Origin of the sequence: Microbispora sp. NPDC046933 (genome assembly GCF_040644635.1) — a bacterium.
Lineage (GTDB): Bacteria > Actinomycetota > Actinomycetes > Streptosporangiales > Streptosporangiaceae > Microbispora.
The window spans coordinates 68,554-83,102 of the sequence record NZ_JBEYWW010000039.1 but is presented as its reverse complement, the minus strand read 5'-3'; the positions used below and the strand labels follow the sequence as shown (position 1 = coordinate 83,102).

Below are 14,549 nucleotides of genomic sequence, written 5' to 3'. Positions count from 1 at the left end.
ACCCCATTCTTTTGATGGGGCCAACATTGGGGGCTGGGTCCCCCCCCCGGGGCCTGGGCAGCGGTTTGGCCCCCGTTTTATTAACCGCGGCGAGGATCGGCCCGGCCAGCGCGGCCGCCGCGGCGCCCGCGTAGTTCATGCCGGCGTCGGTGGCGCCCTGCAGCGGCACCCGGACGTGGTCCGCGGCGGTGCCGGCGAGGAGCGCCGACGCGGAGATCATCGACGCCGACCAGCCGACGCCGAGCACGATCAGCGCGAGCGCGGTGAGGGTGCTGCCCTCCGAGGCGGACGCGGCCACGAAGCCCAGCACGACGGCCGCCCCGAGCATCAGCATCCCGGCGCACGCCGTGCGGACCGCGCCGATCCGGTCGGCCAGCCACCCGAAGACCGGGCTGAGGGCGTACATGCCGAGCACGTGCAGGCTGATCACCACGCCCACGAGCTGCAGCGACATGCCGTGGTGCTGCATGTGCAGCGGCGTCATCACCATGACCATGACCATCATCGCGTGCGCCACCGCGATGAGCACGACCGCGAACCGCGCCGCCGGGTCGGCCGCCGCCCAGCGCAGCGCCGCCACCGCCCCCACCGCCTGGATGCTCCTGCCCGCCTCGTCTGTGCCTGCCTCGTCTGTGCCTGCCTCGTTTGGGGCCGCCTCGTTCGGGGCCGGCGCGGACGACCGTACGGCGGGCCGGAGGAACACCGCCACCACCGCGCCCGCCAGGGCGAAGGACACGACCGAGAACACGTAGGGACCGGCGAGGCCGGGCAACCCGAGCCACCGGCCGAACCGGTCGGCGACCTCGCTGAGGTTGGGGCCCGCCACGGAACCGATCGTGGTCGCCCAGATGACGATCGACATCGCCCTCGCCCGGGCGCCGGGGGCCGCGCCGTCCGCGGCGGCGTACCGGGACTGGAGGTTCACCGCCTGCCCGACGCCGAACATGGCCAGCCCGGCCAGCAGCACGGCGAGCTGCGCGACGACGGCGGCCGTGACGATCAGCACGCCGCCGAGCACGGCGATCGCGTACCCGAGGGCGAGCGAACGGCGCCGCCCGTGCCGGGCCGCGACCCCGGCCAGCGGCACCGCGGCGACCGCCGCGCCGAGCACGCTCGCGGCCCTGCCGAGCCCCGCGACGGACGTGCCGCCCAGCCGCTCCAGGAGCAGCCCGCCGACCGCGATGCCGGAGGCGACCGCGACGCCGCCGAGCAGGTTTCCGGTGACGAGGACCCCGATGCGGCGGGCGCCGGACCGCGACCCGTCCGAATGGTCCCGGCTCATCGTCCGAACCCGCCGCGCGTCGTCGCCCGGCGTCTCGCGACGCCCTCACTGAGCTCCACACTCGGCACGGACAGCACTGCCGGAACCACCCTTCCCCCACGCCCGGTCCGGTGTGATCCGGAAAGCGACACCTGATGATATGTCCGTCATCCGGTGTCAATGGGTGCAGTGACTCGGCGGCGTGCGGCCTTGATAAAAGGGACGTACGGGCGTGCGGAGGGGGGTCCGATGCCTGGAGGCCGGTGGCAGTTCTGGGTGGACCGCGGCGGGACGTTCACCGACGTCGTCGCCCGGCGCCCGGACGGGCGGCTGGTGACGCGCAAGCTCCTGTCGGAGAACCCGGCGCGCTACCCCGACGCGGCGGTGGCGGGCATCCGCGCCCTGCTGGACGTCCCCGCGGGCGAGCCGATCCCGGTCGAGCGGATCGAGTCGGTGCGGATGGGCACCACGGTCGCCACCAACGCCCTGCTGGAACGCCGGGGCGAGCGCACCGCTCTAGTGATCACCAAGGGGTTCGGCGACGCGCTGCGCATCGGCTACCAGAACCGTCCGCGCATCTTCGACCGGCGGATCGTGCTGCCGGAGACGCTGTACGAGCGCGTGGTGGAGGTGGACGAGCGCATCACCGCGGACGGCGTGGTGCTGCGGCCGCCCGACCTCGAAGGGCTCGCGCCGCGACTGCGGCGGCTCCGCGAGGAGGGCGTCCGCGCGGTCGCGGTGGTCTGCCTGCACAGCCACCTGCACCCGGCGCACGAACGCGCGATCGGGAGCCTGGCCAGGCGCACGGGCTTCGCCCAGGTGTCGTGCTCCAGCGAGGTCAGCCCGCTGATGAAGCTGGTGCCGCGCGGCGACACCACCGTGGTCGACGCCTACCTCTCGCCCGTCCTGCGCCGGTACGTCGAGGCGGTGGCGCGGCAACTGCCCGGCGTACGGCTGATGTTCATGCAGTCGAACGGCGGGCTGGCGGAGGCCGGGCACTTCCGCGGCAAGGACGCGATACTGTCCGGCCCGGCAGGCGGCATCGTGGGCATGGCGCGCATGTCCCGGCTGGCCGGTCTCGACAAGGTGATCGGCTTCGACATGGGCGGCACCTCGACCGACGTGTCCCACTACGCGGGCGCGTACGAGCGGGTGGTCCAGACCCAGGTGGCCGGCGTACGGCTGTCCGCGCCGATGATCGCCATTCACACGGTGGCGGCGGGCGGCGGGTCCGTCCTGCGCTTCGACGGCGGGCGCTACCGGGTCGGACCGGACTCCGCCGGGGCCGACCCCGGCCCGGCCTGCTACCGCAACGGAGGCCCGCTGTGCCTCACCGACGCCAACGTGATGCTCGGCCGCATCCAGCCCGGCCACTTCCCCGAGGTCTTCGGCCCGGACGGCGACCTGCCGCTGGACGTGGACGAGGTGCGGCGGCGGTTCGCGGAGACCGCGGCGGACATCCGTGCGCGGACCGGCGACGAGCGCGACCCCGAGCAGGTCGCCGAGGGCTACCTGCGGGTCGCGGTCGAGAACATCGCCGGCGCGATCAAACAGATCTCCGTGCGGAAGGGCCGCGACGTCACCGAATACGCCCTCACCACGTTCGGCGGCGCCGGAGGGCAGCACGCCTGCGCGGTGGCCGACGCGCTCGGCGTCCGCACCGTGCTGGTGCCGCCGATGGCGGGGGTGCTGTCCGCCCTGGGCATCGGACTGGCCGACACGACCGTGATGCGGGAGCAGTCGGCCGAGGCCCGGCTGGAGCCCGCCGCGGCGCGGCGCCTGACCGGCCTCGCCGACGCCCTGGAGGCGACGGCCCGCCGCGAACTGTGGGACGAGGGGGTGCCGGACCGGCGGATCCGGGTGACCCGGCGGGTGCGGCTGCGCTACGACGGCACCGACACGTCGCTGCCGGTGGACCTGGCGGGGACGGACGCCATGGTGACCGCGTTCGAAGCCGCCCACCTGCGGACGTACTCCTTCCTCATGGACCGGCCGCTGGTCGCGGAGGCGGTCTCCGTCGAGGCGGTGGGCCTGACCGAGCAGCCCGACCTTTCGGACCTCGCCACCGGATCCGGTGCGGCTGAGGCGGGGCCGGTGGACACCGTGCGGATGTACACGGGCGGCGCGTGGCGTGAGGTGCCGCTCTACCGGCGGGAACGGCTGCGCCCCGGCGACACGCTCAGCGGCCCGGCGATCGTGGCCGAGGCCGACGCGACCACGGTGGTCGACGACGGCTGGCGGGCCGGGGTGACGCCGTACGGGCACCTGCTCCTTGAGCGGGTGGGGGCGCGCCCCCGCGCCGCCGGCGTGAGCACCGAGGCCGACCCCGTGATGCTGGAGGTCTTCAACAACCTCTTCATGTCCGTCGCCGAGCAGATGGGCGCCCGGCTGGGGGCCACCGCGCAGTCGGTGAACATCCGGGAGCGGCTCGACTTCTCCTGCGCGCTGTTCGACTCCGGCGGCGACCTGATCGCCAACGCGCCGCACATCCCGGTGCACCTCGGGTCGATGGGCGCGAGCGTCAAGGAGGTGGTCCGCCGCCGGGGCGACGGGATGCGGCCCGGGGACGTGTACGCGATCAACGACCCCTACCACGGCGGCACCCACCTGCCGGACATCACGGTCGTCACCCCCGTCTTCGACGAGGCGGGCCGGGAGATCCTGTTCTTCGTGGCCTCCCGCGGCCATCACGCGGAGATCGGCGGGCTGACCCCCGGCTCGATGCCCGCGAGCAGCAGGAGCGTGCACGAGGAGGGCGTGCTGTTCGACTGCCGGCTGCTCGCGGACCGGGACGGCTTACGCGAGAAGGAGACGTGGCGGCTGCTCACCGGGGGGCCGTACCCGTCCAGGGACCCCGCGACCAACCTGGCCGACCTGCGCGCGCAGATCGCCGCGAACGTCAAGGGCGTCGAGGAGGTCGGCGCGATGATCGGCCACTTCGGCCTCGACGTCGTGCGGGCCTACATGCGGCACGTGCAGGACAACGCCGAGAGCGCGGTCCGCGCGGTGATCGACGCCCTCAGCGAGGGCCGGTGCCGCTACGAGACGGACTGCGGCGCCGTGATCTCGGTGCGTGTCTCGGTGGACCGCGCCCGCCGTACCGCCACGATCGACTTCACCGGCACCTCGCCCCAGCTCGACGGCAACCTCAACGCGCCGTCGGCCGTGGTCACCGCCGCCGTGCTGTACGTCTTCCGCACCCTGGTGGCCGACGACATCCCGCTCAACGACGGCTGCCTGCGGCCCCTGCGCATCGTCGTGCCGGAGGGGTCGATGCTGGCCCCGGCGTACCCCGCGGCCGTGGTCGCGGGCAACGTCGAGACCTCGCAGGCGGTCACCGGGGCGATCTACGCCGCGCTGGGCGTCCAGGCCGAAGGGTCGGGGACGATGAACAACGTCAGCTTCGGCGACGAACGGCACCAGTACTACGAGACCGTCGCCTCGGGGTCCGGAGCGGGGGACGGGTTCGACGGGGCCCCGGCGGTGCAGACCCACATGACGAACTCCCGGCTGACCGACCCCGAGGTGCTGGAGTGGCGGTTCCCCGTGCTGCTGGAGGAGTTCGCGATCCGGCGCGGCAGCGGCGGCGCCGGACGGTGGCGCGGCGGGGACGGGGCGGTGCGCCGCATCCGGTTCCGTGCGCCGATGACGGTGAGCGTGCTGTCCGGCCACCGCCGGGTGCCGCCGTACGGCATGGCCGGCGGCGCCTCCGGCGCCCTGGGCGCCAACCGGGTGCGGCGCGCGGACGGAAGCGTCGTCCACCTGGCGGGGTGCGACTCGGTCCGGGTGGAGCCGGGCGACGTGCTGGAGATCGAGACGCCCGGCGGCGGTGGATACGGCCCCCCGGACGGCGGTCCCTTCTGAGCCGTGCTCTCTTCTGAACCGTGCTGCCCCTGAACGGTGCTCCCTCCGGCAACCGCGCTTCCTCGATGGAGGCTCCGCCCTCCTCGGCCCTTGGCGGCGAGGAGGGCGGGCTTCCAACGGTTTCGCCGTTACCACACCGGGCGGCTTTTATCTGGCGATGAGCCGCGGGGTTTGCACCTGACACGGCAGGCGCTTGCTGAGAAGTCTCTCATTCGGCCCCCAAACGCCGGATTCTGCCGCGTGCAAGACAGTGCCATGGTCGCTTCAAGGATCCGGCGTCATCGGCGGTCTCCCGTCGTGCCCTCGGGCAGCGTGTCGGCGAGGTAGGCGTCGAGGTAGGCGTCGAGGTCGGGGTGGTCGGGGGCGAGCATGTGCCGATCTCCGGGTCGATGCCGGCCGGGTCGGCGGTGACGTGGTAGCGCTTGACGTGGTAGCCGCTCACCTCGATCGGAGGCGGCACGAACAACAGTTTCTCCGCGAAGGCCATGACGGGTCGGCGCTCTGCTGGCCGCGGCGGAGTTGAAGATCGAGGCCGCGGCGTCCTGAAGGCGGGGAAGTGGTATCTCGTGGCGCGATGCGACGGCGCGTTGCGGACCTACCGCGTCGGCCAGATCCTCGCGCTCACGGTGACCGGTGAGACGTTCGAGCGCCCGGAGGGCTTCGATCTGGCGGGACACTGGCGCGAGCACCTGGCCGGCTTCCGGTCGCGGCTGTTCCAAGGGCACGCGGTGATCCGGCTGTCGTCGCGGGGCCGGGAGCGGTTCACGGAGGTCATGAGCTCGGCCGTCGCCCGCGCCGTGGACGAGACGGCGGGCCCGCCGGACGAGCGGGGATGGATCACCGCCACCGTGCCCATCGAGTCGCTCACACACGCGCGGACGGAGTTCCTCAAGCTCGGGGCCGAGGTGGAAGTCCTGGAACCGGTCGAGCTGCGGCGCGAGATGGCGGCGGCCGCGCACGACCTCGCGGCCCTCTATCCGCCGCCTTCGCGGCTCCAATGAAAAGCAGCCGCAATTGCGGCGGGTCCGATAAAAGCGATACCAACTCGGCGAGCGCCCTGACAGGGTGCGCTTCGAGTTCTATCCTTGACGGCGTCACTGACAAGATTCTCGCGGATTGCGGGAGAAGAAGTGCCCAGAACCACGCGTACGCCGCGAAGGGAGAAAGCGCGAAGCGAGGGCGCGCGAGTGGACGGGCTTCGTGATCCGGATGTCGAGACCTTCGTCGGCGCGATGGGGACGCGCATCCGCGCGGACGCCGAGACGGTCGGAGTCGACCTCCGGACCCTGGAGATCCAGGTAAGACTGCACCTGCCCCGGTTGAGCAGGCCGGCCATCGCCGGCTGGTCTCCGGACAAGGTGTACGAGGAGATACGGCTGCAGGCGGTCGTCCGGGCGGCCCAGGTGCGCCAGTCCGCCGAGGACGCGGCGTACCAGGCCCATGCCTCCGTCCTCCTCAACGTGAACAAGGCGCACCGCGACCTGAGCCTGTCGTTCGGCGACGGCTACCGCACCCGCCTGCGCTTCGCCGAGGTCAGGCCCGGCGTCGGTCATCTGGTCCAGTCGAGACTGCACTACCTGCACAGTGAGAGGGCCGACACCGTCCTCCAGTTCGGGCTCTTCCTGCCGGGCGCGACGATGCCGATCACGTACGTCGCCTTCTCGCGGTGCGACCGCCAGTACGTCCTGGACGCGCTCACCGGGCACGGGCTGGACGTGAATCCGGACCGGATAATGGTCCTGACAAGAATGCACGGGCTGGCGGGAATTCCGGCGAACCTGATGAGCCTGACGATCGCCCGCGCGGTCCGGGAGATCAGGGCGGAAAACGCCGGGGATTATGTCATCACGGCATACAATCCCATGCTCGGTTTCGGCGGCACCTCGTTCCTCGCGTCGGGATTCACGCCGATCGCCCTGTCGCCCGTGGCCTATCGCTACGACGACAAAGGATTTTTCCAGACGCGCCGGATGTCCGGGGATTCGGTGCCCCAACTCCTGGACACGCCGGACAACGTGCTCATGGTCCTCGGCGCCACCGCGGCGGCGAAGCGGAGCGTCGGCGGGATCGGGGGCCTGATCAGGGTGTCGCGCCGGACCCACTCCGGCGGTGACCATGTGAGACCCGTCAATGCGGACTTCACCTCGCCGGAGTGGGCGGAGCGCCTGCTCGGCTACCGCCGGATGCTGGAGTCCTGCTGGTCGGACCGCACGGTCCATCCGCGGTATCAGGAGTCGCCGGTGGCGGCGGGCGACCCCCGGGGCCAGTGCGGCGTCACCTCCGTCTGGCTCGCCCGCAGGCTCCGCGCCGACCTGCTGCTCGAACCCGTCTACTGCTACGGGCGCCTGCGGGTCGGCCGCGACGACGCCGAGGACGTGAGCCACCACTGCTGGGTGGAGATCGGCCCGTCCCACGATCCGCGGCGGTTCGTCATCGACCTGACCGGCGACCAGTCGGACGGCGTACACGAGCCGATCATCCTGGGCGAGCACCGGGCGCTGGCGAACCGGGGGCTGCGGTACGAGACCGCGGCCGGCCTGCGCCTCGACGAACTGCCGAGGGACCGGGTGTGGCCGCGCTTCCTCGCCCTGGAGGACCGCCTGAGCGGCGTGGAAGGGGGACGGACATGACCGCGGACATGAGCGGGGTCCGGCCCTCGATGCTGCTGCTGTCCTCCAACAGCAGGCGGAGGTACGCGGAGGACGTCCTGACGGCGCTGGCGCTGCCCAGAGGAGCGATCATCCAGTTCCGCTACGAGACCGACTACGTGGCGGGCGCCCTGCAGCAGGCGATCGCGAACGGCTCCGCCGTCGGCCGCCGGTGCCTCGTGGCCTTCCTGGCCGACCGGGAGTCGCCCGAAATGGAGCCGTTCGTCGTGCCCGTGCGCTTCGCCACGGTCGTGACGACCGCCTGCGTGGCCGACATGGCCGTGTTCCGGCTGCGGGTGGACGACTACGCGAACCTGGAGGAGTTTCCGCTGACCGAGGCCGAGATCAGGGCCAAGGGCGGCTGGTTCGTGGACAGGCTCGCGGAGGCCAACGGCGGGCGCTGGTATCCGGCCACCACCCGCTTCCCCGACCTCCACCTGCATGAGCGGCCGGGTGACGACCCGGACGCGTGGCTCGGGGTGGCCCGGCGGCTCGCCCGGCACCCCACCTACAGGTCCTCCTACTTCGTGCGCACCGAGGAACCGCTGCTGGGCAGGGACAGGACGGGCACGCTCGACGCCGAGGGCCGGCTGCACCTGAGCGACGGCGACTCGGTGAAGATGCGGGTCAGCTTCTACTCCGACGGTTACACGCCGACCGCGAAGCGGCTCGTCTGCGCGACCGACGGCACCTTCCTGAAGATCGCGTCTGACGACTCCTACGACGTGGCGTCGCGGTACGACACCGTGGAGTTCTGGCTGCGGCCCGAGATGCTGGGCTTCGACGCGCTCGCGCGGGTCGGGATCACGCTGGCCGTCGACACCCGGGCGGGCCCGCTGCCGGGAGGCGACTCACTGACGACGAGCGCCGGGTTTCCCGTGGTCGTGCGCCGCTCGCGGTCGCGCCTCCTCACGCGGGTGTCGGCCAGCGCGGCCGGGGCCTTCCTCGTCGCCCTGCCCGCCGTGCTCGGGCCGGGCGTCGACCTGCCCCTGAGGGTGCTGTGCGCCGTCTGCGGAGCGGCCCTGCTCGCCGTCGCGAACATCGTCATCTCCCACGCCAGGTGACACCCCACCGGAGAACAGGTGCGGGCGCCGCGCGAACTCCCGGCACAGCTCGTCGAACAACGGCAGCAGTGCCGGGAAGCTCATGCGTATCTTCCGCCTGGCCGCGATCTCGGTGCGCCTGTACGCCGCCCAGGTCGGCCGCAGCGGGTGGTGGTCGGCCAGCAGCACGTTGACGTGGGGGAGCAGCTTGTCCAGCGCGTAGACGAACCTGCTCTCCGGGTCACGCTGCGCCTTGTAGCCGTACAGGTCCTCGACGAGCCAGGGGAACGTCCCGCCGAAGTCCCGGGTGATGATCTCCCGTGCCTCCTCCTCGCGTACGGCCTTCTTCTCCCGTTCCGCCGGGTCGGCGTAGACCGACACGTCCCCCGCGTGGATCTCCGGCAGGTCGTGGACCAGCGCGTACCTGGCGATCCGGCCCGGGTCGAGGGTCTCGTCGACCAGCGGGGCGAGGCAGACCGCGGCCAGGCCCAGGGCGAAGGAGTGCTCCGCGTCGTTCTCGTGCCGGGTGACGTCCTGCGGCACGACCGAGGACCGCTCGATCACGCACGGTGGGAAGACCAGTTCGCGCATGAGGGCCATCAGAGTGCTCGCCCCGGCCCGGGAGCCGGTGTTTTTCGCGTCGTCCCTCGCCATCGGGCCGCCCTCGCATTGTTCGCCCGTACGCGGCCACGGCGTTTCGCGCACGGCCGGATTTCCAGCGTAGCCGACCATTCATTGACGCCGTGGGAAGTGTTTCCTAGTGAATAGTCGCGCAAGCCGAATGCCTGTTCGGTAATCGGCATTTCCGCATTTCAGGCCGCATAGTCCTTGAGTGTTATCGAGGTGGCCGCCTTGGTGCTCATCTTGTCGAGCACGCGCATCAGCGGCCCGGCCGTGAGCACCCGGTAGGCCAGATCGCGCCGCCGGATCGCGCCCCGCGTCGCCGGGGCGAGGAAGGAGCCCGCGTTGCCCGCGACCCGCTGGCACGCCTTGGCGAACCCTCTGATGAGCTGCTCGTACTCGGGGAACGCGGCGCGGTGGTCGCCGCGGGCGGCGGCCAGTTCGCCCGCCAGCACGTACGCGGCCACGACGGCCATGCCGGCCCCCATGCCGCCGCAGGTGGCGCCGTAGCCGGCGTCGCCCAGCAGGGCGATCCGCCCGCGGGTGTAGTGGTCCATGTGGACGAGGCTGATCGAGTCGAAGTAGAAGTCGGACGCGTCCGGGACGGCTTCCAGCAGGCGGGAGACCTCCCAGCCCGCTCCGGCGTACTCGTCCAGGACGATCTTCTTCTGCTGCGCCACGTCGCGGTGGTCGAACTCCAGCCCCGGGGCCCGGAAGACGCACATCACCCCGGCGGTCGCCCCGTCCCTGGCGCCCGCGGCCGCCACTCCGCGGCCGGGCTCGTTGTAGAGCAGCGTGTCGCGGCCGAGCCCCAGGTGGTCGGGCGCGCTGAAGATCGCGACGTGGTGGCCGGACGGCCGCACGAACCGCGACTCGGGGCCGAAGGCCAGCCGCCGCACGTTCGAGTGCAGGCCGTCCGCGCCGATCACGAGGTCGAACGTCCGGGGCGCGCCACGCTCGAAGGTCACCTCCACCCCGTCCGGGGTCTCGGTCATGGACGCGATGGAGTCGCCGAAGACGTACTCCACGTTGTCCCTGGTGAGGTTGTACAGCACGCGGGCGAGGTCGCCGCGCAGGATTTCCACCTCGCCGCCGGTGAACTCGGCGGGCAGCGCGACGACCTGCTCGCCGCGCCAGTCGACCACCCGCAGCGGGCCGGGATCGGTGCGCAGGCGGCGGATCTCGTCCAGGACCCCCATCCGCCGCAGCACGTTCATGTGGACCGCCCCCCGGAAGTCGACCGCCTGGCCGCCCTCGCGCAGGGCCGGGGCCCGCTCGACCACTGTGGGGGCGAAGCCGTGCCGACGCAGCCAGTAGGCGACGGCGGGCCCGGCGATGCTCGCGCCGGAGATCAGGACGGACGGGGTCGTCATGTGCGCTCCTCTGGATCCGAGACCGCGTGCTGTCGCGGCCACGGGAAGAGCGTCGGCCCCGGCGCTGACGGACCGCCCACCGGCGGCTGACCGGCGCTTACCAGATCATCGAATCCTCCGGAGAAAACCCGGTCCTTCAGGGCCGGGAGGAATCCGGATCGCCCAAGGGGTGGCCCGCCGTAGGCGGGACAGCCCAGAGCGCGAAGCGCTCATGACCTTCTCTTTTCGCTTACAGATCAGGCAATGGGTTAGTAAATGCGAACATGCGTACGGGCTACAAGGTGCGGGTCTACCCCACCCCCGAACAGGCCGCGGTCCTGAACCGCACCTTCGGCTGCGTACGCCTGGTCTGGAACACGGTCCTGGCGTGGCGGCACGCCCGCTACCACACCGAGCGCGCGAAAACCTCCTACGCACAGACCGACCGGTACCTGACCGAGCTGAAACGCGACGGAGACCACGACTTCCTGTACGAGGTGTCCTCCGTGCCGTTGCAGCAAGCTTTGCGGCACCAGTACACGGCGTTCGTGAACTTCTTCGCAGGACGCGCCAAATACCCCAGGTTCAAGTCCCGGCGCAGCCGCCAGTCCGCGACCTACACCCGCTCGGCATTCCGCTGACGCGACGGGCGACTGTGGCTGGCGAAGATGGATGGCCCGATCGCGTTCGTGTGGTCCTGGCCCGAGGTCGACCCCGCCACGATCAACCCGACCACGGTAACCATCTCCCGCGACAGCGATGGCCGCTGGTACGCATCCCTGTCCGTGGAGGAGACCACCGGGCCCGAGCCGCTGCCCGCCACCGGATCGCAGGTCGGCATCGACCTCGGGGTGAGCGACTTCGCCGTCCTGTCCACCGGCGAGAAGATCCCCAACCCGCGCCATCTGGAGCGCAAGGCCAGGAACCTGGCCCGCTACCAGCGGCGCATGGCCCGCAAACAGCGCGGATCGGCCAACCAAACCAAGGCCAAGGCGAAGGTCGCCCGCGCCCACACCACAGTGCGGGACACCCGCGCCGACTTCCTGCACCGCACCTCCACCCGGCTGGTCCGGGAAAACGACATGATCGTGATCGAAGACCTCAACGTCAAAGGCATGGTGCGGAACCGGTCCCTGGCACGGGTCATCTCCGACTGCGGGTGGGGCGAGTTCCGCCGCCAGCTGGAGTACAAGACCGCGCGGTACGGGCGGCGCCTGGTCGTGATCGACCGCTGGTATCCCAGATCGAAGACGTGCAGCGCGTGCGGGCACCTGCTCGCCGCGTTGCCTCTCGGGACACGTCGCTGGACGTGCCCCGGCTGCGGCACCCTGCACGACAGGGACGTGAACGCCGCGATGAACATCCTGGCCGCTGGTCGAGCGGTGTCGGCCTGTGGAGCTGACGTGAGTCCGCAAGGGTCCTCCTTTCGGCGGTCGGCGGTGAAGCAGGAAGCCCAGCCCGTGAGGGCGGGAATCCCCCGCCTTTAGGCGGGGGAGGAAGTCAAATGTTGATCATGTGTCCGGCCAGGCCGTGGATCGCCTCCTTCACCGCCTCGCCCAGGGTCGGGTGGGCGTGGACGTTGCGCGCCACCTCGTGCACCGTGAGGTCCCACTGCTGGGCCAGGGTCAGCTCGGGCAGCAGCTCGGTCACCTCGGGCCCGATGAGGTGGGCGCCGAGGATCTCGCCGTACTTCGCGTCGCTCAGGACCTTGACGAACCCGCTGGGGTCGCCCAGGCCGTGCGCCTTGCCGTTGGCCGTGAACGGGAACTTGACCACCTTCACGTCGAAGCCCTGCTCGCGCGCCTGGGCCTCGGTGTAGCCGAAGCTCGCGATCTGCGGCTGGCAGTAGGTGGCCCGGGGGATCATCACGTAGTCGAGCTCCATCGTCTCCGCGCCCGCGATCGTCTCGGCGGCGATGATGCCCATCGACTCGGCGGCGTGGGCCAGCATGAGCTTCGCGGTGACGTCCCCGATGGCGAAGATGTGCGGCACGCTGGTGCGGCAGCGGCCGTCGACGGCGATCGCGCCCCGCTCGGTCAGCCGTACGCCGGTGTTCTCCAGGCCGTATCCCTCGACGCGCGGCTGGAAGCCGATGGCCTGCAGCACCTTGTCGGCCTCCAGCACGGAGGTCTCGCCGTTCCTGGAGACCGTGACCCGCACCTTCTCGCCGCTGTCGTCGATCGACTCGACCCGGGTGGAGGTCAGCACGTCGATGCCGAGCCGCCGGTAGCGCCGCGCCAGCTCCGCCGACACCTCCTGGTCCTCCAGCGGGACCATCCGGTCGAGGAACTCGACGATCGTGACCTTCACGCCGTAGTTGTGCAGCACGTACGCGAACTCGACGCCGATCGCCCCGGCGCCCGCGATGATCACGCTCCCGGGCAGCGTCTCGCTGAGGATCTGCTCCTCGTACGTCACCACCCGCTCGGACAGGGACGTCCCCGGCAGCAGGCGGGTCGTCGCCCCGGCCGCGATGATGCAGTGGTCGAACGTCACCGTGCGCACCGAGCCGTCCGCGCCGCGCACCTCCATGGCGTCCGGGCCGGTGAAGGTGCCCCGGCCGTCATACTCGGTGATGCCGTTCTTCTTCATCAGGTAGTGGACGCCCTTGACCCGCCCGTCCGCGACCTGGCGGCTGCGGCGGAAGGCCGCGCCGTAGTCGAGGGTGATCGGGCCGTCCGCCTGGATGCCGAACGTCTTGGTCTCGTTTGTCAGGATGTGAGCGAGTTCGGCGTTGCGCAGCAGGGCCTTGGAGGGGATGCAGCCCACGTTGAGGCAGACACCGCCCCAGTAGCGCTCCTCGACGACCGCCGTGCTGAGCCCGAGCTGGGCCGAACGGACCGCGGCGGTGTAGCCGCCGGGTCCGGCGCCGAGGACCACGACATCGTAATGATCGGTCATGCACCGGACCCTACGCCGCCGTGCGCACCCCGCCGGGGAGGGGGTGCCCGCTGGACGGCCTCGCCTGGTGAGACGGAGGATGGACCGGACCGCGGCGGGTAGGGGCTCCCTACGTCGACAGTGGGAGGAGTGACGGACCATGACCGAGTTCGAGCGGTCCCGCCGGATGCCCGCACCGGCCGACCAGGTGTTCCGCCAGGCGTGCGACGTCGGAAAACTCGATCTCTGGATGCCCCGCGACCTGCACGTACGCGCGGAGGAGCCGCCGGCGGTCACCGTCCACGAGGACGAGACGGGCCAGGACGAACGCGCGCTGCTGCGGGCCGAGCAGGACCAGCTGCGGATGGAGTGGGGCACCCGCGACGTGGACCGGTACGCCGGATGGCTGCAGGTCGCCGGCATCGACGACGACAGCAGCGACGTGACGGTCCACCTGTCCTTCTTCGACGAGCGGCACGCGCCCCCGGCAGAGGCGGTGGAGCAGGCGCTGGACGAGAGCCTCGAACGGCTGGCCGAGCAGGTGCGTCAGGCCGCCTGACGCACCTGACCGCCCGGCCTCCCTCCCGGCCCGGCCTAGAGCTGGTCGGCCGTCCCGCCCGTGTCCTGGCCGTCCGCGTCCTCCGCGTGGCCCCGGCCGGCGGACGGAGCGGGAGGCAGGGGCGGGGTGAACGCGGAGGCACGGGCGCCGGCCAGGCCGAGAACCTGGCGTATCCACGCCTCCAGGCCCGTCGGGTCCGGCGGGGCAAGAGGAGGGTCCTGCCCGCCCTGCACGCTCTGCCCGCCCTGCACGCTCTGCCCGCCCTGCACGCTCTGCCCGCCCTGCTCCCTGCGCCCCCGCCCGGGAGCCGCCGCGGTCACG

9 protein-coding genes and 1 pseudogene are annotated in these 14,549 nt (G+C 71.6%); 5 read left to right on the top strand and 5 right to left on the bottom strand.

Translation table 11 applies throughout. The annotated features are described in order from the left end of the window. Window positions 1-1,282, bottom strand: a 1,282-nt coding sequence (locus tag ABZ857_RS36975) for an MFS transporter (RefSeq protein WP_357053091.1), incomplete at its 3' end; no start/stop codon positions are given. Window positions 1,283-1,510: 228 nt separating this feature from the next. Between ABZ857_RS36975 and ABZ857_RS36970 the strand changes: the two genes are divergently transcribed. From ABZ857_RS36970 to ABZ857_RS36960, 3 genes are all read left to right on the top strand, one after another. Continuing rightward, the gene (locus ABZ857_RS36970; protein ID WP_357053088.1) at window positions 1,511-5,125 is read left to right on the top strand and encodes a hydantoinase B/oxoprolinase family protein; all 3,615 of its coding nucleotides are present in this window, start codon (window positions 1,511-1,513) and stop codon (window positions 5,123-5,125) included. 485 nt (window positions 5,126-5,610) lie between these two features. Beyond that, a complete protein-coding gene (locus ABZ857_RS36965) occupies window positions 5,611-6,126 on the top strand; it encodes a WYL domain-containing protein (RefSeq protein ID WP_357053085.1) in 516 nt (171 codons plus the stop codon). Window positions 6,127-6,312: 186 nt separating this feature from the next. Next, window positions 6,313-7,755: a hypothetical protein gene (locus ABZ857_RS36960; protein ID WP_357053082.1), complete on the top strand. Its 1,443-nt coding sequence runs from the start codon at window positions 6,313-6,315 to the stop codon at window positions 7,753-7,755. Between the two features lie 869 nt (window positions 7,756-8,624). Here the strand turns inward: ABZ857_RS36960 and ABZ857_RS36955 are convergent. Next, window positions 8,625-9,470 carry an HD domain-containing protein gene (locus ABZ857_RS36955; protein ID WP_357053080.1) on the bottom strand — a complete coding sequence of 282 codons (846 nt, stop codon included), beginning with the start codon at window positions 9,468-9,470 and terminating at the stop codon, window positions 8,625-8,627. A 158-nt stretch (window positions 9,471-9,628) separates the two neighbouring features. Then, entirely contained in the window at window positions 9,629-10,810 is a 1,182-nt protein-coding gene (locus tag ABZ857_RS36950; RefSeq protein ID WP_357053077.1) for an FAD-dependent monooxygenase, read from the bottom strand. 263 nt (window positions 10,811-11,073) lie between these two features. Between ABZ857_RS36950 and ABZ857_RS36945 the strand changes: the two are divergent. Further along, window positions 11,074-12,276 (top strand): annotated as a pseudogene (locus tag ABZ857_RS36945) (RNA-guided endonuclease TnpB family protein). Window positions 12,277-12,289: 13 nt separating this feature from the next. Here ABZ857_RS36945 and lpdA read toward each other — a convergent pair. After that, window positions 12,290-13,690 (bottom strand): dihydrolipoyl dehydrogenase, encoded by a 1,401-nt coding sequence (lpdA, locus tag ABZ857_RS36940; protein WP_357053074.1) that lies wholly within the window; start codon window positions 13,688-13,690, stop codon window positions 12,290-12,292. A gap of 139 nt (window positions 13,691-13,829) precedes the next feature. Here lpdA and ABZ857_RS36935 point away from each other — a divergent pair, with 139 nt between their 5' ends. Then, a complete protein-coding gene (locus tag ABZ857_RS36935) occupies window positions 13,830-14,228 on the top strand; it encodes an SRPBCC family protein (protein WP_357053071.1) in 399 nt (132 codons plus the stop codon). A gap of 35 nt (window positions 14,229-14,263) precedes the next feature. Here the strand turns inward: ABZ857_RS36935 and ABZ857_RS36930 are convergent, their stop codons facing one another. Then, entirely contained in the window at window positions 14,264-14,548 is a 285-nt protein-coding gene (locus tag ABZ857_RS36930) for a hypothetical protein (RefSeq protein WP_357053068.1), read from the bottom strand. Window position 14,549: the final 1 nt, after the last annotated feature.